Raw genomic sequence first — 26,134 nt, 5'->3', positions numbered from 1 at the left:
AAATCAGGAGGCGCCACCCCGGCGTCGCAGTGGAACAACAAAAACAATCACTGTGAGGGATACCGCTATGTCCGAGCATGTTCAGTCCCTGGAAGCCACGCGCAGCGTCGGCACCAGCCAGGAAACCCAGAAAGTCATCTTCGCCTCGTCCTTGGGGACGGTGTTCGAGTGGTACGACTTTTTTCTCTATGGCGCCCTGGCGGCGGTGATCAGCAAGCAGTTCTTTGCCGGGGTCAACGACACCACCGCGTTCATTTTCGCCCTGATGGCGTTCGCCGCCGGTTTCATCGTGCGGCCGTTCGGGGCCCTGGTGTTCGGTCGGTTGGGGGACATGATCGGGCGCAAGTACACGTTCCTGGCGACCATCGTATTGATGGGCCTGGCGACGTTCTGCGTCGGCCTGCTGCCCAACTACGCCAGCATCGGCATCGCCGCGCCGATCATCCTGGTGGTGTTGCGCATGCTCCAGGGCCTGGCCCTGGGCGGTGAGTACGGTGGCGCAGCAACCTACGTTGCCGAGCATGCGCCAATGGGCAAGCGCGGTTTTCATACCAGCTGGATTCAGTCCACGGCCACCCTCGGGCTGCTGCTGTCGCTGCTGGTGGTGCTGGGCTGTCGCTACTTCACCGGCGATCAGTTCGAAGTCTGGGGCTGGCGCATTCCGTTCCTGCTGTCGATCCTGCTGCTGGGCATCTCCACCTGGATTCGCCTGAGCCTGCATGAGTCGCCGGCCTTCCTGAAAATGAAAGAAGAAGGCAAGTGCTGCAAGGCGCCGATCCGCGAATCCTTCGGCAAATGGGAGAACCTGAAGGTGGTGCTGATCGCCCTGTTCAGCATCAACGCAGGGCAAGCGGTGACCTTCTATGCCGCGCAGTTCTACGTGCTGTTTTTCCTCACCCAGTTCCTGAAGATGGACCCGGCCCTGGCCAACAGCCTGCTGATTGTCAGCGTGGTGATCGGCGCACCGTTCTTCATCTTTTTCGGCTGGCTGTCGGACAAGGTCGGGCGCAAACCGGTGCTGATGATCGGCCTGCTGCTGGCCACCGCGCTGTACTTCCCGATCTTCAAGACCCTGGCCCACTACGCCAACCCGGCCATCGACCAGGCGAGCCGCCAGGCACCGATCACCGTGATCGCCGACCCGGCCACCTGCACCTTCCAGTTCGACCCGGTGGGCAAGGCGCGTTTCGACAGCCCTTGCGACAAGGTCAAGACCTTCCTGGTCAAGCAAGGCCTGCCCTACAGCAGCGTGGCGGCTCCGGCTGGCAGTTCCGTGCAGGTCAGCGTCGGTGACGTGAAACTCGAAGGTTACGACGAAGCGGCCCTGCGCGGCGCCGTGACCCTGGCAGGCTATCCGCAACAGGCCGATGCCCAGCAGATCAACCGGCCAATGATCGTGGCCTTGATCGTGGCACTGATCATCATCTCGGCGATGTGCTACGGACCGCTGGCGGCGTTGATGGTCGAACTGTTCCCGACCCGCATTCGCTACACCTCCATGTCCCTGCCCTATCACATCGGCAACGGTTGGTTCGGCGGTTTCCTGCCCACCGTGTCGTTCGCCCTGGTGGTCTACACCGGGGATATTTTCTATGGGCTGTGGTACCCGGTGGTGATCACCGGGGTCAGCCTGGTGGTGGGCATGATCTGCCTGCGGGAAACCCGGAACGTGGACCTGGATAAAAACTGAGGACGAAACCGTAGCGAGGGCACTGGCGCCCTCGCCAGCGGATCAGAAGCGCGCCTTCATGGTCATGGTGAAGTTGCGCGGCTCACCGTAGTAGTTACCGAAGTTCTCGGTACCGATGGTGGTGTAGTAGCGCTTGTCGAGCAGGTTGTTGCCATTGAGGGCCAACGACCAGGTGTCATCGATGCGGTAGCCAACGCGACCGTTCCACACGGCATAACCGGCCTGGGTGATCTTCTCGCCCGTCGCCGGCGATACGCGGAAGTTGTCGCTTTGGGCATTGACCCCGGCGCCGACACTGACCCGTTCGAACGCTCCGCCGAGGGCATAATCGGCCCACAGGCGCAGCACATGGCGTGGCACGTAGCTGTTGAACGAACCACCGTTGAGGCTGGTGTCAATGTCGTTGAGGGTCTTGGTCTGGGTGTAGGTGTAGCCGGCCAGCAGTTGCAGGCGCTCGATGACTTCACCGCTGATCTCGGCTTCGAACCCCTGGGCGCGAACCTTGCCGGCGTTCTCATAGCAGTAACCGTCCGAGGACGCACAACTTGAGAAGTAGTCGGTCTGGGCCTGGTCTTTCTGCAACGTGCGGAACAGGTTGAAGGCGCTGTTCAGGCTTCCCTCGAACCACTCCCCCTTGATCCCCAGCTCATAACTCTCGCCCACCAGGGGCTTGAGCGCCGAACCGCTTGCGGAGCGATAGTTGCCCTGGGGCGTGAAGATATCCGAATAACTGGCATAAGCCGTCAGGTGCTCATTGAGGTCCAGCAACACGGCGGTAAACGGCGTGACCTGGCCCGTCTCCGTGCTCTTGGCGTGCTCCGAACCGCCGGTGAGAAACTGCGAGTCGGTCTTGGAGCGGTACCAGCTCACCCGACTGCCGACGACAAAGGTCAACGGGTCTGCCAGTTTCAGGCGCAGGGTCGAATACATGCCTTGCTGCTGGGTAACGGTCTTGACCGGGCCACCGCGCGTCGAGTTTTCAATGAAGTAACTGTCGTCCGGTTCGGGAATATGTCGATCCGGATCGAACACGTTCTGCTTCTGCGGCAAGAAGGCGACCGAGAAAAAATCGTCCTTGTCCGAACGACTGGCGTTGAAACCCACGATCAATTCATGTTGCTGCCCCAGGGCGTCGAACTTGCCGTCCAGGTAGGCGTCGAGGCCGTAATCGACCTGGTCGTAGTCGTACATGCTGCCCAACAGGTTGGTGGTCGAGGTGCCTGGCGCCACCGAACCCGATGCAAAGGCGTATTTGATGTCCTGGGTATTTTTCGTATAGACACCGGCGACCTTCACCGCCCAGTCGTCATTGAGCTGATGCTTGAGATCGCTGAACACCGTGGTGCGCTGGCTGCGCCAGGTGTTCCACGACGGATCCAGGCAAGTGGAACGGCTGAGTTTCAAATCGCTGCCGTCCCGGTAGCGAGGAAGCCCGCCCCAGCAAGGGCTTGCATCGACGTCTTCATAGGCAACGCCCACGCCGAGCGTCGTGTCGGGCGACAGATCGAAATCCAGGGCACCGTAATAAATCTGGTCCTTGCGCCGGGCATCGTCGTAGAAAAAATGCCGGCTCTGCTCGGCGATCACCGCCCTGCCCCGCACGGTACCGGAATCATTCAGCGGGCCACCGGTATCGACCTGCCCGCGGTAGTTGTCCCAGGTGCCGCCCGAGAGGCTGAGTTCGGTCTGGGCCGTGGCCTGGCCGCGTTTGCGCACGAAATTGACGCCACCGGAAGTACCGCCCGCGCCCTTCATCATCCCGGCGGCGCCGCGCAGGACTTCGACACGGTCGTAATAGGCCATGTCGCTGCTGAAACTGTCGGCCTGGACATAGCTGTTGCCCATGTCCAGCGGAACGCCGTCGTATTGATACTGGCCGGACATCCGGAACCCACGGGAATAGAAATACTTACCGCCCATGGTCGAGTCGTAGACGGTAATGCCGGGGGTCTTTTCCATCACTTGATCGATGGTGTTGAGGTTCTGGTCATCGAGCATCTTGCGGGTGATCACCGTCACCGACTGCGGCGTTTCGCGCAGGGAATGCTCGCCCTTGCCGATGGTCACCGCGCCCGTCGTGTAGGAGCCACTGTTCTCGGTGGTCGCCCCGAGCATCTGAGCCTCGATGCGGGTGGCTCCCAGTTCCATGACCGAACCGTTGGCGGGCAGCCGGCGCAGCACGTACGTGCCGTTGGCCTGGGGCTCAGCTTGCAGGCCACTACCGCCAAGAATGCGAGCGAAACCGTCACCCACGCCGAAAGAACCTCTCAGGCCGGGCGATTGCAAATCCTCCAGTTGCCGGGCATCAAACGACAGGGCGACACCGGCGGCGCTGGAGAAGCGGGTCAGCACATCCACCAGGCTGCCGGCGCCGATATCGTAGGCCTGCACCAAACGCTGCTGCGCCGAGGCACCTGGAACCGGGCTGGCATTCACGGCCGTGGCGCCGGCGGTGGTGACCGCCAGCAAGCCGATTTTCACTGCAAACACCAGACGGCCTGGCGCGCTTACCCAAGGCATATTTCCCCTCCCCAAAACAGTCGATAAAAACTCACTGAGGAAGAGCCGAACGAGGGGGGTGAAAAGTGCAGGGCCGGATTTTTTTATTACACAGCGTCACCGCCGATCGCCACCCGCGACCTGGACCCAGAATCGGCTGTAGCGGGTCACTTGCAACGAGAAACCACTTTCCAGCGCGGCCAAGGCAAGATCGGTGTTATCGACGGGAAACACACCGGAAACTTTCAAGTCGCCAATCGCCGGGTCCCAACGCAGCACACCGGGGCGGTAGCGCGACAGTTCATCCAGCAGCGCCGCCAGGGGACGATCAATGGCGATGATGCTGCCCTTCTGCCAGGCACCGACCGACACATCGTTGCCACGCAACGTGCCCAGCGACCGCTCATTGAAACCCAGGCGCTGGCCGGCTTCGACCCGCCTCCTTGCTCCAGTCGCCAGCAGGCTCACCTCGACCGCTTTCTCCAGCACCGCCACTTCGCCGCCTCGCGCCTGGCCACGGACGATAAACCGCGTGCCCAGCGCAAGCACCTCGACCGGCCCCGTGACCACCTTGAACGGACGCCGCAAGGGATCGACCGCCGTCGTCACGAGCACCTCACCCCGCAACAGCTCCAGGCGCCGCTGCTGTCCATCGAAACGAACATTGATCGAAGTATCGGTGTTGAGCAGGACCGTGCTGCCATCGGCCAGTTGGAACTCGCGACGCTCGCCCACGGCGGTGCGGTAATCGCAAAACAGGTTCTGGCTTGCCTGGCTGTGCCAGCCCAACCAACCCAGGCCGCCAGCGGACGTCAGCAGCAAGGCGCTGCGCAACACCTGGCGGCGGGATCGATGGTGGGTGTCGCTCAAGGTCGGCGCGGCCAGGGCGCCCGGTACGCTTGCCATCTGCTCGGCCACTGCCGCCATGCGTTGCCAGGCCTGGCTGTGCAACGGATCGGCAGCCAGCCAGGCGTGCCAGTCGGCCCGGTCCGCGTCGGTGCTGATGCCGGAATGCAGCCGGGCGTACCACTGCGCCGCTACACGAATGGCGTTCAACTCTTCCGGGGGCAGGTTCATGAAAGTTGCAGTTGAATCTGCATCAGGCAGCAATGCTCCATGGCCTTGGCCATGTGGTTGTTGACCGTGCGTACGCTAACCCCCAGGCGTTCGGCAATTTGCGGGTACGTCAGGCCGTCGAACTGCGACAGGATGAACGCCTGCCTGACCCGCGGCCCCAACCCCAGGAGCAAGCGGTCGATCTCCAGCAGGGCCTGGAGCATGATCGCCTGCTCTTCCAGCGAGGGGTGCTGCTCTTGCGGCATGGCCGCCAATACTTCGAGGTAGGATTGCTCCAGCGAGCGACGGCGAAACAGGTCGATCAACAGCCCTTTGGCGATCATCGACAGGTACGGTCGTGGCTCACGGATATCCAGCGCAGTGCGCGCCTTGATCACCCGCACAAACGTATCCTGGGCAAGGTCCGCGGCATCGAAGGTGTTGCCCAAACGCTTGCGCAGCCAGCCCTGGAGCCAACCGTGATGATCACTGTACAGAACGTCGACAGCACTGCGTAGGGACAGATCGTTGGCGGACATGGCAATGGAATAATTCGCGACTGATAATGACTCGCATTGTCATAGAGCCCATCACCGCTTGCAACCCAAACATACCCGGCCACTGCCCACTCGCTGGAATGACTCAGTTCAGGGAGTGACTTTTCACCGTGCTTTCCACCAGGTCCAGCATTTGTCCCAGCGCCCAGGGCTTGGCGATGAACGAAGCGTGGTGCTTGATTCCCGCGCTTTCCGGCGTTTCGAAGCCGGACATGATCAGCAGCGGTATCTGCGGCCAGCGGTCTCCGGTCAGGTTGGCCAGGTCCGCGCCGTCGATCTTGCCGGGCATGGTGATATCGGTGAGCAACAGGTCGACGTAATCGGCGCTCTCTTCGAGAAACGTCAACGCCGCGTCGGCGCTTTCCCGAGGCTCCACGACAAACCCTTCCTCCTCGAGGATTTCACAGAGGAACTCCAGGATGGTCGGATCATCTTCCACAACGAGAATCAAACGTGTAGTCGCCTGGCCGTTGCCATTTGGCATCGAATTCATGAAAGTGACTCTCCTTGACCTCATAAAACCTTCTTTGCGGCAACAACCGCCTTGAAGTTATGAGCAATCCCCCTGCGAGAAATTCATTCTGTGTGCCAACAGGCCGCCGAATGTCACGCCAGAGCCCCCCCGGCAACGCAGTGCAACGCTTTTTATCTGTATATCCATACAGATAAAACTTGCCCTGGCGCGCATCCATGACCATGCTACAACCCCATGAAACCTGCTCAGGAAAAGGGCGCTATGCAGCTGTACCTGTGTGAAAAACCGTCCCAGGCCAAGGACATCGCCGCCGTGCTCGGTGCCACGCGCCGTGGCGACGGTTGCTGGCTGGGCCCTGGCATCACGGTCACCTGGTGCATCGGCCACCTGCTGGAAACCGCCCCGCCCGACGCCTACGACGCGCGCTACAAGCGCTGGGTACTGGCCGACCTGCCCATCGTGCCGGCGCAATGGAAAATGACCGTCAAGCCGAAAACCGCCAGCCAGTACAAGGCGGTCAAGCGCCTGCTGGGGGAAGCGAAGGAATTGGTGATCGCCACCGACGCCGACCGCGAAGGCGAAATGATCGCCCGGGAACTGGTGGAACATTGCCGTTATCGCGGGCCGATCCGGCGGCTATGGCTCTCGGCCCTGGACGAAGCATCGATCCGCAAGGCCCTGGCCGCCCTCAAGCCAGGGGCCGAAACCTTCAACCTGTATCACTCGGCGCTTGGCCGTTCCCGGGCCGACTGGCTGATCGGCATGAACATGAGTCGCCTGTTCACCTTGCTGGGGCGCCAGTCCGGCTACCAGGGCGTGTTGCCGGTGGGCCGCGTGCAGACACCGACGCTGCGGCTGGTGGTGGACCGCGACCGCAGCATCGCCGACTTCGTGCCGGTCGCCTACTGGGCCATCGACGTGCAGCTCAGCCACGAAGGCACGGCGTTCACCGCCCAGTGGCGCGCCGATCCGGACGCCTGCGACGACCAGGAACGCTGCCTGAACCAGGCCCTGGCCCGGGACGCCGCCCAAGCCATGAGCAACGCCGCCACCGCCCGGACACTGAAGGTACGTACCGAACGTCTGCGCGAAGCGGCACCGTTGCCCTTCGACCTGGGCACGCTGCAGGAAGTCTGCTCGAAGAAACTCGGCCTCGGCGCCCAGGAAACCCTGGACATTGCCCAGTCGCTCTACGAGACCTACAAGCTCATCACCTACCCTCGCAGCGATTGCGGTTTCCTGCCCTTGAGCCAGCACAGTGAGGCACCGGCCATCCTGGCCGCCCTCGCCCAGGCCGACCCAAGCCTTGCACCGCTGCGCGAGCACCTGCAACCGCAACGCAAGTCCCGGGCCTGGAACGACGCCAAGGTCAGCGCCCACCACGGCATCATTCCCACCGCCGCCGCCAGGAACCTCGACAAACTCGCGGGCAAGCAGCGCGCGGTCTATACGCTGATTCGCGCGCGCTACCTGGCGCAGTTCCTGCCCAACCACGAATACGACCGGACCCAGGCCGACTTCGACTGTGCCGGCCAGGCGCTGCGTGCCGTGGGCAAGCAGATCGTCGAACCCGGCTGGAAACGCGCCCTGCCCGAAGCGCTGGCACCGGCAAAAGGCCGTGAAGCACCGGCGCCGCAGACCTTGCCGGCGCTGAGCGAAGGTCGCGATTGCGCCGTGGACGAGGTGAAACCCAAGGACCTGTGGACCCAACCGCCCAAGCCGTTCACCGAAGGCGACCTGATCAAGGCGATGAAGAACGTCGCCAAGCTGGTGGAAGACCCGCTGCTCAAGCAAAAGCTCAAGGACACCACCGGCATTGGCACCGAAGCGACCCGGGCCTCGATTATCCAGGGGCTGCTCGACCGCGGTTACCTGGTGAAAAACGGTAAGGCGCTGTCCGCCACCCCGGCGGCCTTCAGCCTGATCGACGCCGTGCCCCGGGCCATCGCCGACCCGGGCACCACGGCCATCTGGGAGCAAGCGCTGGACATGGTGCAAAGCGGCGAAATGAGCCTGGAAGAATTCGTGACCCGGCAAGCCGCCTGGATGAGCAAGCACGTCGCCCGCTGCCAGGGCATGAGCCTGACCATCAGCGGCCCGGCCAGCCCCGCCGGGCGTGGCGCCACGCCGTGGAAAAACAAACGCAAGCCAGCCAAGCGCAAGACCAGCGGTGCACCGCGCAAGGCGAGCAAGACCAAGGCGACCTGAGCAGCGGCTCACCGAAGACATGGAACCTGTGGCAGAAGATCTGTGGGAGCAAGGCTTTGTGGGAGCAAGGCTTGCCCGCGAAGCAGACGACTCGGTTCCAGATCGACCGTGTGTTCTTCATCGCGGGCAAGCCTTGCTCCCACAGATAAGTCCGCGCCTTCGCCGATTTTTCATACCCAAACCGTTTTGTCCGACAATATGTAGTGACCAAAAATAATCACTACAAAACCGTTGACGCCTCCGATTTGCCCTTGCATGATGCAGACGTCTCCCCGATCGGGAGTACAGGCAACTGTTTGAGCAAGCTCGTCTGACCGCCGAGCTGTTTTTTGGATAAGGGACTGCCCACAAGGCAGATTGAAGGTGCTGACCTGGCCTGACCGTCCGGTAACAAGGACGAGAAACGTCGGCGAAGATCCTCATGATGCGCGTGGTTCAACCCTCGAAAGTTGACACTGCCTGAAGATTCTTCGCTGTTTCTCTTCGTTGTAGCGCATTTGCGTAGCAGCCCTTCGATAACACTACACAACCGATGCACGACCCCGTCGAAGTTCGATGGAGGAACGCTGACGGCCTGGTTTCGGTGCTCGCCATGCAGGCACTGGGCAGGTACTTACCGAATAGCGAAGTTTTTGCGAACCACCAGACAGATCAACCAAATGGTCAAGGGGCTTACACATGAATCTGAATAATCAACCATCTATTGATGAACTGGCTCGCATATTCGCCGCACACAAGGACACGCTCGACAACCATATCCTGTGGATCAGCAAGACTGGCCAGGTGCATATGGACTGCCTCTCGCCCTACACCCGCGAAGACGAGTTCGAAAAGAACACGCAAGAGCTGGGCGCCCGGCTGAAGATGTACCGCCGTGGCCAGGGCTACGTTGGCAAGAAGGCTGCGGCAGACAAAGACTTCATCGGTCGCGTGTTGCAAACGCTGACCCAGGCCTGGCAGTCGATGCAGAGCACCTCTGAGGTCCGGGTCATCGACCGCCTCTGCTGATCACCACTCAACAAAAAGGCCCGCGCCTGGATCAGGAGCGGGCCTTTTTTTGTGAGGCCGGCTCTAGAACACCGACCAGCCGATCCGCTGACTCATCAACTCCAGCGCCGCCATGCCGGCCAGGGAGTTGCCGGCGACGTTGAGCTCAGGTGACCAGACGCACACCGTGAACCGCCCCGGCACCACGGCGACAATCCCGCCACCGACCCCGCTCTTGCCCGGCAGGCCGACGCGATAAGCGAAATTGCCGGCCTCATCGTACAAGCCGCTGGTGGCCATGATGGAGTTGACCTGCTGGGTTTGCCGGGCGGTGAGGATCTGTTCGCCGCTGTGCTTGCAGAACCCGTCGTTGGCCAGGAAGCAGAACGCCCGCGCCAGGTCGACACAGCTCATCCGCAGGGCGCAGTGGCTGAAATAACTGCGCAGTACCGCTTCCACATCGTTATGGAAATTGCCGAACGATTGCATCAGGTACGCCATCGCCGCGTTGCGGGCGCGGTGCTGGTATTCCGATTCGGCGACCTTGCCGTCCACCATCACCTGTGGATTACCCGACAGACGGCGCACGAAATCGCGCATCGACAACGCCGGAGCGGCGAAACGCGACTGGTTGATATCGCAGATCACCAACGCGCCGGCATTGATGAACGGGTTGCGCGGTCGACCACGTTCGAATTCCAGTTGCACCAGGGAATTGAACGGTTGGCCAGACGGCTCATGGCCCAAGCGCTCCCAGATCGCCTCGCCTGAATGCCCGATGGCCTGCACCAGGCTGAACACTTTGGAAATACTCTGCACCGAAAACGCTGTTTCGGCGTCGCCGGCGCAATACAACTCGCCGTCGTTGCCATACACGGCAATACCCAACTGGTTGGACGCTACGGTGCCCAGGGCCGGAATATAGTCGGCCACCTTGCCCTGACCAATCAGGGGGCGAACCGTATCGAGGATCTCGTTCAACAGTGCTTGCATATGCGCGGGGTCCAGTCATTCCCCGTTCGAGTGCGGGGATACAGACGCTAGACGCTGGTGGGCGGGAGCAGAGCACACTGATTATCAAACTTCAGGCACACACACCTGTGGCAAGGGGCTCTGTGGGGCAGACTTTGTGGGAGCAAGGCTTGCCCGCGATGAAGATCACACGGTCTATCTGGAACCGAGTCGCCTGCTTCGCGGGCAAGCCTTGCTCCCACAGGATGCAAGCGTTTTCATGGGCGCTGGTCGTCGAATCGAGCGGTCTATAGTGCAAAGGATCAATCGGCAGGAGTAGACGATGCGTCAGGTCATGCAAAAAGAACCCTGGTGGGCCTCGCCGCCCAAGCCCGGGCAGGATGAAAGCGAGCTGGAATGGGGCTGGCTGGTGATCTACAGCGAAGGCGAGCCGCGCTTCGAATTCATCAAGGAACGCCCATCGGACGAGCAGATCCGCCAGCGCAAGGGTTGTCGCGTCACCCTCGGGTCAGAATGAGTCGGCCCGTCACGGCTTGATGTCCGGCAATGCCACCGCTCGATTGGCCAGGTCCGCCTCCACCAGGTCTCCTTTAATTGCCTCGTCCAGGTAATACACCGGTGCCATCACCCCGCTGAGGGGATGCTTGAGCGACTTGGACCACGCCTCATCGAACGCAGCGCTCAGGCTTTTGCGGATCTGCGCCTCCATTTCCGGCCGCTCGCCCTCGTGGATGATCGCGCGAATGCCCGCCACGCCCACCGAGATCAACGCCCCGGCCGCCTTCCCGGCCACGGCCGCCGCCGCGCTGGTCGCCCCACGCGTGGCAAATTGCGCCTCGATTTTTTCGCTGGTGCGTTGCGCCACCGTTGCGATCACCGCCTCCGATGGCCCGGCCCCTGTGTCAGCGGCCTTGTTGACGTGATCGATCAGGGCCGCATAAGCCGGCAGTGTGTTCAGCGGCTCGGTGTGAACCATCTCGTACAACGAAGCATCACGCGCCGGCGGCGGCCCCAGGCGGACGGCAGGAATGCTGTGCAGGCGCCGGTTCATCAATTCGTTCGGGATGCGATGGCGCAGGGCAATGACCTGGACCTGCTGATTGAGCAGGCGTAGGTAATAGCCCGTCGCGTTGGCCCTGATCGCCTCGGGATCAATTTCCACCGCCACCGGTTCCAACACCTGCTCACGATATTGTTCTTGCAGGTAGACCGCCAGACGCCTGGCCGAGGAATCCGCCTCACCCTCGGCGCTGGCGGCGTACCAACTGACCTTCACCGCCAGCCACTCCTGGGTCCAATAGCTGCTGAACCAGGGAATGAATTCAGCCTCGGTGCGTTCATAGACCAACACACGCCAATGCTCCATCGAACCGCGGGCGTAGAGTCCGGCCTGTTCGATAGCGCTTTTCGATGCTGCGATGATCTGCTGGTCCACCTGTCGCCAAGTATCCTGGGCTATCACTACCTTGGCGACCGGTTGGCCGCGCTGTGACGTGGCGCACCCCGCCAGAACGAGCATAACGGCCAACATCAGCGAACGCAGCACAGTCGCGCCACCCCGGATTCAGGTCATCCACGGGGTTGAGTATAGGTCGCGAGAAACAGGGATCCCGGCCTAAACCAAAAACCAATGTGGGAGCGAGCTTGCTCGCGATTGCGGTGGGTCAGCAGCATTGATATCAACTGCTCCACCGCTATCGCGAGCAAGCTTTGCTCCCACAGGAACGCCCACTGGATCTGATCCAACAGGTCTTTGGCAGGGCCTTCAGCCCAGCGCCGTGTCGAGGAACATCATCACCGCAAACCCCATCATCAAGCCCAGGGTGGCCGGGGTTTCATGGCCGTTACGATGGGTCTCGGGAATCACCTCGTGGGACACCACGAAGATCATCGCCCCCGCCGCCAGCCCCAGGCTGATGGGGTACGCGATGGCGACGCCCGACGACATGCCCAGGCCGATCACCGCGCCCAGTGGTTCCATCAACCCCGAACCGACCGCGATGAGCGCGGCGCGCAAGGTGCTGATACCGGTGACGCGCAGTGCCATGGCAATGGCCAGGCCTTCGGGGATGTCCTGGATGGCGATGGCAGTGGTCAGGGGCAGGCCGACCTTGAAGTCGCCGTCGGCAAAACTGACGCCGATGGCCATGCCCTCCGGCAAGTTGTGCAAGGTGATGGCAAGCACGAACAGCCAGACGCGATTGATGCGCTCGACCTGGGGCCCACGTCGGCCGCTGAGTTCGTGCTCGTGCGGCACGAAACGGTCCAGGCCGATCATGAGAACAACGCCCAAGCCCAGGCCGACCACGACGACAAATGCGGCGAGCAACTGGTTGCCACAGATGACTTGTGCCGCCTCGATGCCTGGCAGGATCAACGAGAACGAACTGGCGGCGAGCATCATGCCGGCGGCAAAACCGAGCATGATGTCCTGGGTACGCGAGGAGATATCCCGCAGTACCACAGCCATCAACGCCCCCAGGGCGGTAGCGGCAAAGCCCGAGGTACCGCCCAGCACCGCGTAGCCCAGGTTCTGACGGTCGGCGCCGACCAGGGCGTTGTAGCCGCTGTAAAGCAGCAATGCAGTCACCAACGCCAGCCCGAGCCAGAACGTCACCCCCAGCAACAGGTTGTCTTGCACCGGGTTCAGCCAGGTGCGCCAAGGGGATCGAATCCGGGAGGTGGGCTGGTCCATCGAAGGTCCTTACGGGTCTTGACCAAAACATGGCTGATCGTGCGCCAAAACGGTGGCAACGATCAAACGTAATATCCAGGCAAGGAAGCGCTGCCCTCGCCGTTTTTTTATAGTCGAAGGAAGTAGCAGGATGATTTATCTTTTATTCAATAAACGAGACCAAGGGTGATTGACTCAGCGATTAACCAATATCTTTTAACGAATAAAGCGGAAAAGCTGTAAAAGCCGGCTGTAGTTTAAACCCGGCAAACTCCACTATATAAACCCATTGGGGCCCCATGCCATGGGCACGGGGCTAGCCATGTCAGCGGGCATTATGAATCGTCGCCACGGCTGTTTTCACCGCCTTTTCTACCCGCGTTGGAGGCTTTTTCCCGATCGTTGGCAAAGTTGCCGCCCGAGGCCTGGCCACCTTTGCGGCCGGCTTCCGACGCCCGTTCAGGGTCGTTGGCAAAATTACCGCCCGAGGCTTGCCCGCCTTTGCGGCCGGCTTCTGCGGCACGCCCAGGGTCGTTGGCAAAATTACCACCCGATGCCTGCCCTCCCTTGCGCCCGGCCTCGGATGCACGCTCAGGATTATTGGCGAAGTTGCCACCTGATGCATGGCCGCCCTTTTTCCCGGCTGCCGATGCCTTTTCACGATCGTTAGCGAAATTGCCAGGATTGTTATTTCCTGTGTTAGCCATTTCATTCACCTCGTTTAGTTGATATCAACGAGCCTTGCTGGCTCGTCTTATTCGGAAAACATGACGCCGCCAAGGTTTTAAGAGAAATCTGCAAACGGCGACGAGTGGTCAATGCCGATATTTCCCCTGCTGCCTCGGCCTCTATTGCAACAGGCAGTGATTGATTAGCCGCCCTGAACACCGAAACTTCATCCAGCAAAATCCTGTGGGAGCGAGCTTGCTCGCGATGGCGGTGTGTCAGTCAATATCAATACAGGCTGATCCGACGCTATCGCGAGCAAGCTCGCTCCCACAGGGGGCCAGGTCGCGCCAGCACCCCGTTGCAGCGGTCTCGAAAGCGCGTCAGGAAGAGCCCACCATCAACTGCACCTCAAGGTTGGCCGTCGCCACACCGTGGTTTGCCACATACACATCGGCGGTCCAGCCCTTGGTCTGGTTGTGATAGGACTGAGTGCCCAAGGCCGTGCCGCTGTCCCACTCCAGGATGTCGCCAATATCGATGTCATTGGCCGAACGCAGCGCCAGCACGGTATGGCCGTGCTCCTTCCCCACGTACACACCCACCAATCCGCGCTGTCTGTTGATGGCCCGTACTTCACCGATGGTCTGCTTCATAAGCCTCCTCTGCGACAGGTTCAGAGCGACCGAAACAACCCGATCGCTCTTTCACACATAAGTGTGGAGGCCCCTCCTGCAAGGAAAGTTTGCACAACAGCGCCGCTGAGCGACGAAAGGCGTGACGCAGGCCTCGTGCTCGACAGTGCTACCCTCAACGAATCCAGGCCCACGGAGAACCCCCCATGCCGGACGATTTCCATCGCGAACCGCTCGATCAGTTGCAGGCGTACCTGGCCGGACGCCGTTTCCTGGTGCTCACCGGTGCCGGCATCAGCACCCCTTCGGGCATCCCCGACTACCGCGACAGCGACGGTGTGCGCCGGGGTCGACAGCCGATGATGTACCAGGAGTTCCTCGCCCAGGCCGAGGCACGACGGCGCTACTGGGCGCGGGCGATGCTGGGCTGGCCCCGCGTGCGGCAGGCCAAGCCGAACGCGGCTCACGAGGCCTTGGCCGAGTTGCAGGCACGGCAACGCATCACCGGCCTGATTACCCAGAATGTCGACACGCTGCATGACCAGGCCGGCAGCCAGGACGTCATCGAACTGCACGGCAGCCTGCATCGCGTGCTGTGCCTGGATTGTGGCCAGCGTAGCCAACGACAGCAGATTCAACAGTTGATGGAAACCGAAAACCCTTACCTGGCCGGCGTCGATGCGGTGCAGGCGCCCGATGGCGACACCCTGCTCGACCCGGCTTTCGAGGCGCGCTTCCAAGTGCCCCGCTGCCCTCATTGCGGCGGCGAGCGGTTGAAACCCGACGTGGTGTTTTTCGGCGAAAACGTCGCCCCCCTCACCGCGACCCGCGCCGTGCAAGCCGTCGAGCAAGCGGACGGCCTGCTGGTGGTGGGCTCGTCGCTGATGGCGTATTCGGCGTTTCGCCTGTGCCGGGCCATCAAGGACCAGGGCAAGCCGCTGCTGGCAATCAACCGGGGCAAGACCCGGGCCGATGAGCTGCTGGACCTGAAGCTGGAAGAGCCGTGCGAGCAACTGTTGCCACTGTTGATCTGACACCACGCCATACCCCTGTGGGAGCGGGCTTGCTCGCGAATGCGGTGTGTCAGTCGATATCTGCGTAGCTGACACACCGCATTCGCGAGCAAGCCCGCTCCCACAGGGGATTGTGGTTACTTCGGTATCAACTGCGCCCCCAAATCCTGATCCCTGAGCGTATCGAACAACGCCTGCGCCGCCGCCGACAGTTCATGCCCCGGCTTGGTCAGCACCCCGATGGCCCGTTCGATCACCGGATCGCTCAAGGTGATGCAGCGGGCACCCAGTTCATGCATCTGCCCGACGCACAGCGCCGGCACGGCACTCACCCCCAGCCCGCTGGCGACCATCCGCCCGACGGTCGCCAACTGGTGGCTCTCGAACTCCACAGGCAGTTTCATGCCCCGGGCCAGCAGATGTTCTTCCAGCATCACCCGTACGGTGGAGGGTCGTTGCAACGTGATGAAGGGCTGTTCCAGCAAGGTTTCCCACTGGATCTCGTCGCGCAGGGCAAGCGGTGAGTCCAGCGGCACCACCGCGACGAAGCGATCGAGATACAAAGGTATGAACGCCAATGACGAACCCTGCATCGGCTCGAACGCCACGCCCAATTCGACATGACGATCACGCACCATTTCCAGCACCTGTTCGTTGATCACGTCGTTGACCGTGACGTTGACATTCGGGTAGCGGGCGCGGAAGGTCTTGAGGATCGGCGGCAACAAGTTGCCGGCAAATGACGGCATCGCCGCCAACGTCACGCGACCGCGCTGCAAGGTGAAGCGCTGGCGCATTTCGTCCTCGGCGTTGTCCCAGTCGGCAATCAGCCGTCGGGCCAGTGGCAGCAAGGATTCACCTTCGGGCGTCAGCGCCACGTTACGGGTATTGCGGCTGAACAAGCGACCGCCGAGGCCTTCTTCCAGGGCCTTGATGGTCAGGCTCAGGGCCGACTGGGACAGATGCAGCCGCTCGCAGGCCACGGCAAAGCTCAGGCTCTGGGCCACGGCGAGAAAGGCGCGGATTTGCTTGAGGGTCATGGGCGTCCTGTGTCCGGTTGCGTAGGAGCTGCCGAAGGCTCGGGCCGAGTTCGGACGATCTTTTGATCTTTCGCTTGGGATTCAAGCGTCTCTGGCAAGATCGCAGCCTCGTTGCACTCGACAGCTCCTACAGTGGGAGGCAATTATTGAGTTTTATCAATCAATCCAACCTAAAAATCAACTTAACAAATATATGACTTGGCGCAACACTGCATCCCATTGCGACCCCATCAAGAATAAAAGAGGTGTCTATGGCAGGTTTCGACAAACGCGTGAGCTCCTATGAAGAAGCGCTGGAAGGCTTGAAGGACGGCATGACCGTCATTGCCGGCGGCTTCGGCTTGTGCGGTATCCCGGAAAACCTGATCGCCGAGATCAAGCGCAAGGGCATCCGCGACCTCACCGTGGTGTCCAACAACTGCGGCGTCGACGGTTTCGGCCTCGGCGTGCTGCTGGAAGACCGGCAGATCCGCAAGGTGGTCGCCTCCTACGTGGGCGAAAACGCCCTGTTCGAGAAGCAGCTGCTCAGCGGCGAAATCGAAGTCGTACTCACCCCCCAAGGCACCCTCGCCGAAAAAATGCGCGCCGGTGGCGCAGGCATCCCGGCGTTCTTCACCGCCACCGGCGTCGGCACCCCGGTGGCCGAAGGCAAGGAAGTGCGTGAATTCCATGGCCGCCAGTACCTGATGGAAGAATCCATCACCGGCGACTTCGCCATCGTCAAAGGCTGGAAGGCCGACCATTTCGGCAACGTGATCTATCGCCACACCGCCCAGAACTTCAACCCGCTGGCCGCCACGGCGGGCAAGATCACGGTGGTGGAAGTCGAAGAAATCGTCGAACCCGGCGAGCTGGACCCGACGCAGATCCACACCCCTGGCATCTACGTCGACCGGGTCATTTGCGGCGCGTTCGAAAAACGCATCGAACAGCGCACCGTGCGTAAGTGATCCCCTGCCCCCGGCCCGAATGAAGGAATAACAACATGGCACTTTCCCGCGAACAAATGGCTCAACGCGTCGCCCGCGAAATGCAGGACGGCTACTACGTGAACCTGGGCATCGGCATTCCGACCCTGGTCGCCAACTACATTCCCGAAGGCATGGAAGTCATGCTGCAATCGGAAAACGGCCTGCTCGGCATGGGCGCGTTTCCCACCGAAGCCGAAGTCGATGCCGACATGATCAACGCCGGCAAACAGACGGTCACCGCGCGCATCGGCGCGTCGATCTTCTCGTCGGCCGAATCGTTTGCCATGATCCGTGGCGGCCACATCGACCTGACCGTGCTGGGCGCGTTCGAGGTGGACGTTGAAGGCAACATCGCCTCGTGGATGATCCCCGGCAAACTGGTCAAGGGCATGGGCGGCGCGATGGACCTGGTGGCCGGTGCCGAGAACATCATCGTCACCATGACCCATGCGTCCAAGGACGGCGAATCGAAACTGCTGCCCCGTTGCAGCCTGCCGCTGACCGGCGCCGGTTGCATCAAGCGGGTGCTGACCGACCTCGCCTACCTGGAAATCCAGGATGGCGCCTTCATCCTGAAAGAACGTGCCCCAGGCGTCAGCGTCGAGGAAATCGTCGCCAAGACCGCCGGCAAATTGATCGTGCCGGACCACGTGCCGGAAATGCAGTTCGCTGCCCAGTGAGGAGAGATTCGATGCAAGAAGTCGTGATTGTCGCCGCTACCCGTACCGCCATTGGCAGTTTCCAGGGTTCGCTGGCTGCCATTCCCGCGCCGGAACTCGGTGCCGCGGTGATTCGTCGCCTGCTGGAACAGACCGGTTTGTCGGGCGAACAGGTCGATGAAGTGATTCTTGGCCAGGTGCTGACCGCAGGATCCGGGCAAAACCCGGCTCGCCAGGCGGCGATTCTGGCCGGCCTGCCTCATGCGGTGCCGGCGCTGACCCTGAACAAGGTCTGCGGCTCGGGGCTCAAGGCATTGCACCTGGGCGCCCAGGCGATCCGCTGTGGCGACGCCGACGTCATCATCGCCGGCGGCATGGAGAACATGAGCCTGGCCCCGTACGTGTTGCCGGCCGCCCGCACCGGCCTGCGCATGGGCCACGCGAAGATGATCGACAGCATGATCACCGACGGCCTGTGGGACGCCTTCAACGATTACCACATGGGCATCACCGCCGAGAACCTGGTGGACAAGTACGGCATCAGCCGCGAGGAGCAGGACGCTTTCGCTGCCGCGTCCCAACAGAAGGCCGTCGCCGCCATCGAGGGCGGTCGGTTCGCCGATGAGATCACGCCGATCCTGATTCCCCAGCGCAAAGGCGATCCGGTGGCGTTCGCCACCGACGAGCAGCCGCGCGCCGGTACCACCGCCGAATCCCTGGGCAAGCTCAAGCCTGCCTTCAAGAAGGACGGCAGCGTCACCGCGGGCAATGCGTCCTCGCTCAACGATGGCGCCGCCGCCGTGATCCTGATGAGCGCGGAAAAAGCCAAGGCCCTGGGCCTGCCCGTGCTGGCGAAAATCAGTGCCTACGCCAATGCCGGCGTCGACCCGGCCATCATGGGCATTGGCCCGGTCTCGGCCACCCGCCGCTGCCTGGACAAGGCCGGCTGGTCGCTGGATCAACTGGACCTGGTCGAAGCCAACGAAGCCTTCGCCGCCCAATCGCTGGCCGTGGCCCGGGAATTGAAATGGGACATGGACAAGGTCAACGTCAACGGCGGCGCCATCGCCCTGGGCCACCCTATCGGCGCATCGGGGTGCCGAGTCCTGGTGTCGCTGCTGCATGAAATGATCAAGCGCGACGCCAAGAAAGGCCTCGCGACACTGTGCATCGGCGGCGGCCAAGGCGTGGCCCTGGCGCTGGAACGGGCATAACCGACACAAGTTCAACGGTGGTTGCGCGGACCCACGAATATCCGCGCAGCCACTGGCACCACCACCGGCGCAACCTCGGTTGCGCCGGTTTTTTTTGCCTGCTGGTTTTGAGCACGCCCTACCGGCCCCTTCGCGAGCAGGCTCGCTCCCACAGGAGGGCCTGGGTGTTCACAGATCCGCTGCCCGCCACAGATCCATTGTGGGAGCGAGCCTGCTCGCGATGGCGGTGGGTCAGTTTGCAGTGATGCTGAATGTGCAGGCCCCTTCGCGAGCAGGCTCGCTCCCACAGGAGGGCCTGGGTGTTCACAGATCCGCTGCCCGCCACAGATCCATTGTGGGAGCGGGCTTGCTCGCGATGGCGGTGGGTCAGCTTGCAGTGATGTTGGATGTGCAGGCCCCTTCGCGAGCAGGCTCGCTCCCACAGGAGGGCCTGGGTGTTCACAGATCCGCTGCCGCCACAGATCCACTGTGGGAGCGAGCCTGCTCGCGATGGCGGTGGGTCAGTTTGCAGTGATGCTGAATGTGCAGGCCCCTTCGCGAGCAGGCTCGCTCCCACAGGAGGGCCTGGGTGTTCACAGATCCGCTGCCGCCACAGATCCACTGTGGGAGCGAGCTTGCTCGCGATGGCGGTGGGTCAGGCGACGATGAGCCGTCAGGAACCTGCGCCAAACCGGTCACGGCTGTTGGTCAGGTGCAGCCACATGGCGGCGCGGGCGGCGTCCGGATCCTGGCGTTTGATGGCGTTGAAGATCGCCTCATGCTCGAGGTTGGCCAGTTGTGCCAGCTTGCCCAGGTCGGCCTGGCCGCGTTCAGCCACGTTCACTCGGGTCCTGGGGATCATCGCACTGCCCAGGTGCTGCATGATTTCGACAAAACAGGCATTGTCCGTGGCCTCGGCGATGAGCAGATGGAAGCGCCGGTCGGCCTCGACACAGCTGTCGTTGTTGCTGGACAAACGCTGATAGTCATCCAGCGCCTGGCGCATCTGCTGCAACTGGTGTTCGCTGCGACGCTGGGCCGCCAAGGCCACCGCCTGGGTTTCCAGGCCCAGGCGCAACTCCAGGATTGCCCGCACACCCGCCGCAGTGTCGACATTGAGCCGCAACCCCGGCTCGCCGGTTTGCGCCAGCACAAAGGTGCCGATGCCGTGGCGGGTCTCCACCAGCCCCGAAGCCTGCAACTTGGAAATCGCCTCGCGTACCACCGTCCGGCTGACGCCATGCTCGCGAACGATGGCACCTTCCGATGGCAGTTTTTCCCCGGGTTTCAACTGCCCCAACAAGATGCTCTGGCTCAGCTTCGCCACCAGGTCATGGGCCAGGTTGTGGGTACGCTTGCGCAGGGGTGCTTCGGTGTCTTGCGGCATCGCCAGGGTTCCTCGAAAACAGGCTGATCGATCCTACCACCGGCAGGCTTGAGAGTGAGCATTACAGAACGCCAAACTTGTATGACAACACACTATATCTGGCGATTAACTTCGAAAATCAACGCCAAAAAAACCTCGACCCCTACCGCACCGCACCCCCTGCGCACAATCAAAAACCTCAACATCACCTAATAAATACGGCACCAACAAGTCCAACCGCCCATCCAGTCGCGCTAAAAAATGTCTTGTCACTCAAAAAAATCAAGTTGTATGATGTCTATCAACATCGGCACCTGCACGATGCCCCGCATAAAAATAACGAGTGGGAGAAAAACCAGTGAACACATCCAGCCTCAAGGCGAATGCCGGAGCGGATCCGGTGCTGCTGTCGGCCATTGCCAAGGTCAAGCGCCACATCCTGCCGCTGTTCGTCATCATGTTTATCGTCAATTACATCGACCGTGTGAACATCGGCTTCGTGCGTGCCCATATGGAGCACGACCTGGGCATCGGTGCCGCGGCCTATGGCTTTGGTGCCGGCCTGTTCTTCATCGGCTATGCGCTGTTCGAAGTCCCGTCCAACATCCTCTTGCAACGAATCGGCGCGCGCATCTGGCTGACCCGCATCATGCTCACCTGGGGCCTGGTGGCCGCCTGCATGGCCTTCATCCAGAACGAAACCCACTTCTACATCCTGCGCTTCCTGCTGGGCGTGGCCGAAGCCGGTTTCTTCCCTGGGGTGATCTACTACTTCACCCGCTGGCTGCCGGGTGTCGAACGCGGCAAAGCCATCGCCATCTTCCTCAGCGGTTCGGCCATCGCGTCGCTGATCTCCGGCCCGCTGTCGGGGTTGCTGCTGCAAATCAACGGCCTGGGCATGCACGGCTGGCAGTGGATGTACTTCATCGAAGGGATGTTTTCCGTCTGCCTGTGCGTCTTCGTCTGGTTCTGGCTGGACTCCAAGCCCCACGACGCCAAATGGTTGAGCCGCGAAGAACAAGATGTGCTGGTCCAGACCATCGACGATGAACAGCGCGCACGGGAAGCTGCTTCGCCGATCAAACTGTCCATCGGCCAGCTGCTCAAGGACCGCCAGATCCTCCTGTTTTGCCTGATCTACTTCTTCATCCAATTGACGATCTATGCCGCCACGTTCTGGCTGCCGAGCATCATCAAGAAAATGGGCGAACTGAGCGACATCCAGGTCGGGCTGTTCAACTCGATCCCGTGGTTGCTGTCGATCGTCGGCATGTACGCCTTCGCCTCGTTGTCGGCCAAGTGGAAATTCCAGCAGGCCTGGGTCGCCACGGCCCTGTTGATCGCGGCAGCCGGGATGTTCATGTCCACCACCGGCGGACCGATCTTCGCCTTCGTCGCCATTTGTTTCGCGGCCCTGGGTTTCAAGTCGGCGTCGTCGCTGTTCTGGCCAATTCCCCAGGCTTACCTGGACGCCCGGATCGCCGCCGGGGTGATTGCCCTGGTCAACTCGGTGGGCAACCTCGGTGGGTTCGTTGCCCCGACCACGTTCGGCCTGCTGGAACAGCACACCGGCTCGATCCAGGGCGGCCTCTATGGCCTGGCGGCCACCTCGATCATTGCCGCGATCATCGTGTTTGCCGCACGCAACACGCCCAAGCCCAAAGCCGTGACAACTCCAGCCGACCCGGCCGCCAGCCACGTCTGATCATTCGATTGTTCAAGGATAAGTACAGATGAGCACCCCAGAAACCAGCAAAGCCCCGATCATCACCAGCATGCAGATCGTGCCCGTGGCCGGCCATGACGGCATGTTGCTGAACCTCAGCGGCGCCCATGGCCCGTTCTTCACCCGCAACATCGTCATCCTCAAGGACAACGCCGGCCACACCGGCGTGGGCGAGGTACCCGGTGGCGAGCGCATTCGCCAGACCCTCGAAGATGCCCGCTCGCTGGTGGTCGGCAGCCCCATCGGCACGTACCAGAAGATCCTCAACACGGTGCGCCACGCCTTTGCCGACCGCGATGCCGGCGGCCGTGGCCTGCAGACTTTCGACCTGCGCATCACCATCCACGCGGTGACCGGCCTGGAAGCGGCACTGCTGGACCTGCTCGGCCAACACCTGGACGTACCGGTCGCGGCGCTGCTTGGCGAAGGCCAGCAACGCGATGAAGTGAAGATGCTCGGCTATCTGTTTTACGTCGGCGATCGCCAGCAGACCGACCTGCCCTACCGCAGCGAACCGGACGCCGACAACGACTGGTTTCGCGTGCGCCACGAAAAAGCCCTGGACGCCGACGCCGTGGTCCGCCTGGCCGAGGCCGCCCACGCCCGCTATGGCTTCCAGGACTTCAAGCTCAAGGGCGGCGTGCTGCAAGGCGACGCAGAGATCGAAGCGGTCACGGCGCTGGCCGAGCGCTTTCCCCAGGCACGCATCACCCTGGACCCGAACGGCGCCTGGTCACTCAAGGAAGCGGTGCGTTTGTGTCGCGACCAGCACAAGGTGCTGGCCTACGCCGAAGACCCTTGCGGTGCCGAGAATGGCTATTCGGGCCGCGAGGTCATGGCCGAGTTCCGCCGCGCCACGGGCCTGAAGACCGCCACCAACATGATCGCCACCGACTGGCGCGAGATGGGCCACGCCATCACCTTGCAGTCCGTGGACATTCCCCTGGCCGATCCGCACTTCTGGACCATGCAGGGCTCGGTACGGGTGGCGCAGATGTGTAATGAATGGGGCCTGACCTGGGGTTCGCACTCCAACAACCACTTCGACATTTCCCTGGCGATGTTCACCCACGTGGCCGCCGCCGCACCGGGCGACATCACGGCCATCGACACCCATTGGATCTGGCAGGACGGCCAGCGGCTGACCAAGGCGCCGTTGCAGATCCAGGGCGGCTGCGTGCAGGTGCCGAAAAAACCGGGGCTGGGGATTGAGCTGGACATCGACCAACTGGCCAAGGCCCATGAGTTGTACAAGGGCATGGGCCTTGGCGCGCGGGACGATGCGGTGGCGATGCAGTTCCTGATTCCGGGTTGGACGTTCAACAACAAGCGGCCGTGCCTGGTTCGCTGAGTCGATCAGAAGTGACCTGCGAATGATCGTTCCTCACGCTCTGCGTGGGAATGCAGCCAGGGACGCTCCGCGTTCCAATAGCGTGACGCAGAGCGTCACAGGAGGCATTCCCACGCGGAGCGTGGGAACGATCAGACATCCAGGCTTAGCCTTCTAACCCTCCGGCCGCAGGATCAATACCGCCAACGGCGGCAAGTTGAGTTCCAGCGACAGCGCCTGGCCATGGCTCGGTACTTCTTCGGTGGAGGCCCCGCCGCCATTGCCATAGTTGGAACCGGCGTAGGTGTCGGCATCGCTGTTGAGCAATTCGACCCAGCGCCCGCCGAACGGCACGCCGACCCGGTAGGCCTCGCGTGGCACCGGTGTGAAGTTGGCGACCACCAGCACCGGCCGGCCCTCCTTGCTCCAGCGCAGCCAGGCGTAGACGCTGTTGAGCGCATCGTCACCAATCAACCACTGGAACCCCTGGGGCGCATCATCCTGGTCATGCAGCGCCGGTTCTTCGCGATACAGCCGGTTCAGATCGCTCACCAGTTTCTGCACGCCACGGTGCTCAGGGTATTGCAGCAGGTACCAGTCCAATTGCTGGTCGTGGTTCCACTCGCGCCATTGGCCGAACTCACAGCCCATGAACAACAGCTTCTTGCCGGGATGGCCCCACATGAAGCTGAGGTAGGCCCTCAGGTTGGCGAATTTCTGCCAACGGTCACCGGGCATCTTGTCGATCAGCGAGCGTTTGCCATGAACCACTTCGTCATGGGAAATCGGCAGGACGAAGCGCTCGGACCAGGCATACACCAGGCCAAAACTCAGTTCGTTGTGGTGATGGGCGCGGTACACCGGGTCTTGCTGGATGTAGTGCAGCGAATCGTGCATCCAGCCCATGTTCCACTTGTAGGCAAAACCCAGGCCGCCCTGCTGGGTGCTCTGGCTGACGCCTGGCCACGCCGTGGATTCTTCGGCGATGACCAGCGCACCGGGGGTTTCCAGCGCCACCACATCGTTGAGGTGCCGCAGGAAATCGATGGCTTCGAGGTTTTCCCGTCCGCCGTGGCGGTTGGGCACCCACTCACCGGCCTTGCGCGAATAGTCGCGGTACAACATCGAGGCCACGGCATCCACCCGCAGGCCATCGACGTGGAAATGCTTGAGCCAGTGCAGCGCCGACGCCAGCATGAAGCCGTGCACTTCGGTGCGGCCCAGGTTGTAGATCAGCGTGTCCCAATCCTGGTGAAAGCCTTCCAGCGGGTTGCCGTATTCGTACAGCGCGGTGCCGTCGAACTGGGCCAGGCCGTGGGTGTCGGTGGGAAAATGCGCCGGTACCCAGTCGAGGATGACGCCGATATTGGCCTGGTGACAGGCGTTGACGAACGCCGCGAAATCGTCTGGCGAGCCGAAGCGTGCCGTCGGCGCGAATTGCGACAGCGGCTGATAGCCCCAGGAACCGCCGAACGGGTGCTCCATGATCGGCATCAGCTCGATGTGGGTGAAGCCCAGGTCCTTGACATACGGAATCAGCCGCTCGGCCATTTCATGCCAGTTGTATTGCCGGGCCACCTCCCCCGCCTCGTCGATTTCGCACTGCCAGGAGCCGGCGTGCAATTCGTAGATCGACAGCGGCGCACCCGGGAGCTGGCGCTCGCGACGGTGCTGCATCCACTCGTCGTCCTGCCATTCGATCTTCAGGGGTGAGGCGACTCTCGACGCCGTGTCTGGCGGCATCTGCGTGGCCAGGGCCACTGGGTCGGCCTTGAGCGGCAGGATGCCGTGGGCACCGAGGATTTCATACTTGTAACCTTCACCGGCACCCAGCCTGGGGACGAATATCTCCCACACGCCGGACGGATAACGGATGCGCATCGGATGCCGACGCCCGTCCCAGACGTTGAAATCCCCGACCACCGAAACGCGCCGGGCATTCGGCGCCCAGACCGCGAACCGCACGCCGTCGATGCCATCGACGGTGGTCAGTTGCGCACCGAGGCAGGAACTGAGATCGCGGTGATTGCCCTCGCCAAACAGGTAAAGGTCCATCTCCCCCAGCAACGGACCGAAGCTGTAGGGGTCTTCGGCAACCTGCTCGCCGCCGGCCCAACGGGTGCGCAGCAAGTACGCCTGGGCACGGTCGAAATGGCCGACGAACAGCCCCGGGGTTGCGGTGGGTTGCAGTTCCCCCAGCTCTTCGCCGCCATCGCGGGCCAGCACATGCACGCTCAGGGCTCCGGGCAGATACGCGCGAATGAACTGGCCGCCGGCGTCGTCGCCATGAGGCCCGAGGATGGAAAACGGGTCGTGGTGTTCGGCGCGCACCAGCGCGTCGATGTCATGGGGCGCCGGCAGCAACGACTCTTTGGCCTGCCCCTGTGGTTCTTTGTTCGAGACACTCATGATTCTCT

The 26,134-nt window shown here is 62.0% G+C and carries 22 protein-coding genes; 10 read left to right on the top strand and 12 right to left on the bottom strand.

Going from position 1 to position 26,134, the window contains the following annotated elements; translation table 11 throughout:
* The first annotated feature begins 67 nt into the window (after positions 1 to 67).
* The gene (locus AD662_RS10780) at positions 68 to 1,690 is read left to right on the top strand and encodes an MFS transporter (RefSeq protein WP_053187091.1); all 1,623 of its coding nucleotides are present in this window, start codon (positions 68 to 70) and stop codon (positions 1,688 to 1,690) included.
* A 42-nt stretch (positions 1,691 to 1,732) separates the two neighbouring features.
* On the opposite strand, the gene AD662_RS10775 is transcribed toward AD662_RS10780, so the two are convergent.
* The 4 genes from AD662_RS10775 to AD662_RS10760 form a co-directional block, all read right to left on the bottom strand.
* Positions 1,733 to 4,210 carry a TonB-dependent siderophore receptor gene (locus AD662_RS10775; RefSeq protein ID WP_053187088.1) on the bottom strand — a complete coding sequence of 826 codons (2,478 nt, stop codon included), beginning with the start codon at positions 4,208 to 4,210 and terminating at the stop codon, positions 1,733 to 1,735.
* A gap of 96 nt (positions 4,211 to 4,306) precedes the next feature.
* Positions 4,307 to 5,266, bottom strand: coding sequence for a FecR domain-containing protein (locus AD662_RS10770; RefSeq protein WP_018611351.1), 960 nt, complete (start codon positions 5,264 to 5,266; stop codon positions 4,307 to 4,309).
* Entirely contained in the window at positions 5,263 to 5,784 is a 522-nt protein-coding gene (locus AD662_RS10765; protein WP_053178778.1) for a sigma-70 family RNA polymerase sigma factor, read from the bottom strand. Before AD662_RS10765 ends, AD662_RS10770 begins: the two co-directional genes overlap by 4 nt.
* A gap of 103 nt (positions 5,785 to 5,887) precedes the next feature.
* Positions 5,888 to 6,295, bottom strand: a complete 408-nt coding sequence (locus AD662_RS10760; protein WP_018611355.1) for a response regulator — start codon at positions 6,293 to 6,295, stop codon at positions 5,888 to 5,890.
* A gap of 243 nt (positions 6,296 to 6,538) precedes the next feature.
* Between AD662_RS10760 and AD662_RS10755 the strand changes: the two genes are divergently transcribed.
* Both AD662_RS10755 and AD662_RS10750 read left to right on the top strand, forming a co-directional pair.
* Complete coding sequence (locus tag AD662_RS10755) at positions 6,539 to 8,485, top strand: DNA topoisomerase III (protein WP_053187085.1); 1,947 nt, start codon at positions 6,539 to 6,541, stop codon at positions 8,483 to 8,485.
* Positions 8,486 to 9,163: 678 nt separating this feature from the next.
* Entirely contained in the window at positions 9,164 to 9,493 is a 330-nt protein-coding gene (locus AD662_RS10750) for a hypothetical protein (RefSeq protein WP_014338648.1), read from the top strand.
* Positions 9,494 to 9,556: 63 nt separating this feature from the next.
* Here the strand turns inward: AD662_RS10750 and glsB are convergent, their stop codons facing one another.
* Positions 9,557 to 10,465 (bottom strand): glutaminase B, encoded by a 909-nt coding sequence (gene glsB / locus AD662_RS10745; RefSeq protein WP_014338647.1) that lies wholly within the window; start codon positions 10,463 to 10,465, stop codon positions 9,557 to 9,559.
* Positions 10,466 to 10,766: 301 nt separating this feature from the next.
* Between glsB and AD662_RS10740 the strand changes: the two genes are divergently transcribed.
* On the top strand, positions 10,767 to 10,961 hold the full coding sequence (locus tag AD662_RS10740) for a hypothetical protein (protein ID WP_018611361.1): 195 nt from the start codon (positions 10,767 to 10,769) through the stop codon (positions 10,959 to 10,961).
* Between the two features lie 9 nt (positions 10,962 to 10,970).
* Here AD662_RS10740 and AD662_RS10735 read toward each other — a convergent pair whose 3' ends face one another.
* From AD662_RS10735 to AD662_RS10720, 4 genes are all read right to left on the bottom strand, one after another.
* Positions 10,971 to 11,990, bottom strand: coding sequence for a hypothetical protein (locus tag AD662_RS10735; protein ID WP_053187082.1), 1,020 nt, complete (start codon positions 11,988 to 11,990; stop codon positions 10,971 to 10,973).
* A gap of 219 nt (positions 11,991 to 12,209) precedes the next feature.
* Positions 12,210 to 13,139 carry a ZIP family metal transporter gene (locus AD662_RS10730; RefSeq protein ID WP_018611365.1) on the bottom strand — a complete coding sequence of 310 codons (930 nt, stop codon included), beginning with the start codon at positions 13,137 to 13,139 and terminating at the stop codon, positions 12,210 to 12,212.
* Between the two features lie 314 nt (positions 13,140 to 13,453).
* Positions 13,454 to 13,825, bottom strand: coding sequence for a con-10 family general stress protein (locus AD662_RS10725; RefSeq protein ID WP_018611367.1), 372 nt, complete (start codon positions 13,823 to 13,825; stop codon positions 13,454 to 13,456).
* A gap of 342 nt (positions 13,826 to 14,167) precedes the next feature.
* Positions 14,168 to 14,440: a hypothetical protein gene (locus tag AD662_RS10720; RefSeq protein ID WP_018611369.1), complete on the bottom strand. Its 273-nt coding sequence runs from the start codon at positions 14,438 to 14,440 to the stop codon at positions 14,168 to 14,170.
* Positions 14,441 to 14,625: 185 nt separating this feature from the next.
* Here AD662_RS10720 and AD662_RS10715 point away from each other — a divergent pair, with 185 nt between their 5' ends.
* The gene (locus AD662_RS10715) at positions 14,626 to 15,453 is read left to right on the top strand and encodes an NAD-dependent protein deacetylase (RefSeq protein ID WP_053187078.1); all 828 of its coding nucleotides are present in this window, start codon (positions 14,626 to 14,628) and stop codon (positions 15,451 to 15,453) included.
* Between the two features lie 116 nt (positions 15,454 to 15,569).
* Here the strand turns inward: AD662_RS10715 and AD662_RS10710 are convergent, their stop codons facing one another.
* Positions 15,570 to 16,472 (bottom strand): LysR family transcriptional regulator, encoded by a 903-nt coding sequence (locus AD662_RS10710; protein ID WP_053187075.1) that lies wholly within the window; start codon positions 16,470 to 16,472, stop codon positions 15,570 to 15,572.
* A gap of 251 nt (positions 16,473 to 16,723) precedes the next feature.
* On the opposite strand from AD662_RS10710, the gene AD662_RS10705 reads away from it, so the two are divergent.
* The 3 genes from AD662_RS10705 to AD662_RS10695 are packed head-to-tail and all read left to right on the top strand — an operon-like array spanning position 16,724 to position 19,316.
* The gene (locus tag AD662_RS10705) at positions 16,724 to 17,422 is read left to right on the top strand and encodes a CoA transferase subunit A (protein WP_053187071.1); all 699 of its coding nucleotides are present in this window, start codon (positions 16,724 to 16,726) and stop codon (positions 17,420 to 17,422) included.
* Between the two features lie 35 nt (positions 17,423 to 17,457).
* A complete protein-coding gene (locus tag AD662_RS10700; protein WP_003180355.1) occupies positions 17,458 to 18,123 on the top strand; it encodes a CoA transferase subunit B in 666 nt (221 codons plus the stop codon).
* Between the two features lie 11 nt (positions 18,124 to 18,134).
* Positions 18,135 to 19,316, top strand: coding sequence for an acetyl-CoA C-acetyltransferase (locus AD662_RS10695; protein ID WP_018611380.1), 1,182 nt, complete (start codon positions 18,135 to 18,137; stop codon positions 19,314 to 19,316).
* 652 nt (positions 19,317 to 19,968) lie between these two features.
* Here the strand turns inward: AD662_RS10695 and AD662_RS10690 are convergent.
* Positions 19,969 to 20,682, bottom strand: a complete 714-nt coding sequence (locus tag AD662_RS10690; protein ID WP_053187069.1) for a FadR/GntR family transcriptional regulator — start codon at positions 20,680 to 20,682, stop codon at positions 19,969 to 19,971.
* A gap of 337 nt (positions 20,683 to 21,019) precedes the next feature.
* On the opposite strand from AD662_RS10690, the gene AD662_RS10685 reads away from it, so the two are divergent.
* The gene (locus AD662_RS10685) at positions 21,020 to 22,366 is read left to right on the top strand and encodes an MFS transporter (protein ID WP_053187065.1); all 1,347 of its coding nucleotides are present in this window, start codon (positions 21,020 to 21,022) and stop codon (positions 22,364 to 22,366) included.
* Between the two features lie 28 nt (positions 22,367 to 22,394).
* On the top strand, positions 22,395 to 23,738 hold the full coding sequence (gene gudD / locus AD662_RS10680) for a glucarate dehydratase (RefSeq protein WP_053187062.1): 1,344 nt from the start codon (positions 22,395 to 22,397) through the stop codon (positions 23,736 to 23,738).
* A 153-nt stretch (positions 23,739 to 23,891) separates the two neighbouring features.
* Here gudD and glgB read toward each other — a convergent pair whose 3' ends face one another.
* Positions 23,892 to 26,126, bottom strand: a complete 2,235-nt coding sequence (gene glgB, locus AD662_RS10675) for a 1,4-alpha-glucan branching protein GlgB (protein ID WP_018611388.1) — start codon at positions 26,124 to 26,126, stop codon at positions 23,892 to 23,894.
* Positions 26,127 to 26,134 lie beyond the last annotated feature (8 nt).

Origin of the sequence: Pseudomonas kilonensis, assembly GCF_001269885.1 — a bacterium.
Lineage (GTDB): Bacteria > Pseudomonadota > Gammaproteobacteria > Pseudomonadales > Pseudomonadaceae > Aquipseudomonas > Aquipseudomonas kilonensis.
Note: the sequence above shows the minus strand (reverse complement) of the source record. Positions and strands in the feature narration are given on the sequence as shown.

Bases quoted from the DNA above. Each gene is read 5' to 3' on its own strand.
- AD662_RS10730 (WP_018611365.1), bottom strand. From the start codon at position 13,139: ATGGACCAGCCCACCTCCCGGATTCGATCCCCTTGGCGCACCTGGCTG.
- AD662_RS10755 (WP_053187085.1), top strand. From the start codon at position 6,539: ATGCAGCTGTACCTGTGTGAAAAACCGTCCCAGGCCAAGGACATCGCC.
- AD662_RS10775 (WP_053187088.1), bottom strand. From the start codon at position 4,210: ATGCCTTGGGTAAGCGCGCCAGGCCGTCTGGTGTTTGCAGTGAAAATC.
- AD662_RS10710 (WP_053187075.1), bottom strand. From the start codon at position 16,472: ATGACCCTCAAGCAAATCCGCGCCTTTCTCGCCGTGGCCCAGAGCCTG.
- AD662_RS10705 (WP_053187071.1), top strand. From the start codon at position 16,724: ATGGCAGGTTTCGACAAACGCGTGAGCTCCTATGAAGAAGCGCTGGAA.
- AD662_RS10700 (WP_003180355.1), top strand. From the start codon at position 17,458: ATGGCACTTTCCCGCGAACAAATGGCTCAACGCGTCGCCCGCGAAATG.
- glgB (WP_018611388.1), bottom strand. From the start codon at position 26,126: ATGAGTGTCTCGAACAAAGAACCACAGGGGCAGGCCAAAGAGTCGTTG.
- AD662_RS10760 (WP_018611355.1), bottom strand. From the start codon at position 6,295: ATGAATTCGATGCCAAATGGCAACGGCCAGGCGACTACACGTTTGATT.
- glsB (WP_014338647.1), bottom strand. From the start codon at position 10,465: ATGCAAGCACTGTTGAACGAGATCCTCGATACGGTTCGCCCCCTGATT.
- AD662_RS10690 (WP_053187069.1), bottom strand. From the start codon at position 20,682: ATGCCGCAAGACACCGAAGCACCCCTGCGCAAGCGTACCCACAACCTG.
- AD662_RS10695 (WP_018611380.1), top strand. From the start codon at position 18,135: ATGCAAGAAGTCGTGATTGTCGCCGCTACCCGTACCGCCATTGGCAGT.
- AD662_RS10740 (WP_018611361.1), top strand. From the start codon at position 10,767: ATGCGTCAGGTCATGCAAAAAGAACCCTGGTGGGCCTCGCCGCCCAAG.
- gudD (WP_053187062.1), top strand. From the start codon at position 22,395: ATGAGCACCCCAGAAACCAGCAAAGCCCCGATCATCACCAGCATGCAG.
- AD662_RS10780 (WP_053187091.1), top strand. From the start codon at position 68: ATGTCCGAGCATGTTCAGTCCCTGGAAGCCACGCGCAGCGTCGGCACC.
- AD662_RS10770 (WP_018611351.1), bottom strand. From the start codon at position 5,266: ATGAACCTGCCCCCGGAAGAGTTGAACGCCATTCGTGTAGCGGCGCAG.
- AD662_RS10725 (WP_018611367.1), bottom strand. From the start codon at position 13,825: ATGGCTAACACAGGAAATAACAATCCTGGCAATTTCGCTAACGATCGT.
- AD662_RS10715 (WP_053187078.1), top strand. From the start codon at position 14,626: ATGCCGGACGATTTCCATCGCGAACCGCTCGATCAGTTGCAGGCGTAC.
- AD662_RS10720 (WP_018611369.1), bottom strand. From the start codon at position 14,440: ATGAAGCAGACCATCGGTGAAGTACGGGCCATCAACAGACAGCGCGGA.
- AD662_RS10750 (WP_014338648.1), top strand. From the start codon at position 9,164: ATGAATCTGAATAATCAACCATCTATTGATGAACTGGCTCGCATATTC.
- AD662_RS10765 (WP_053178778.1), bottom strand. From the start codon at position 5,784: ATGTCCGCCAACGATCTGTCCCTACGCAGTGCTGTCGACGTTCTGTAC.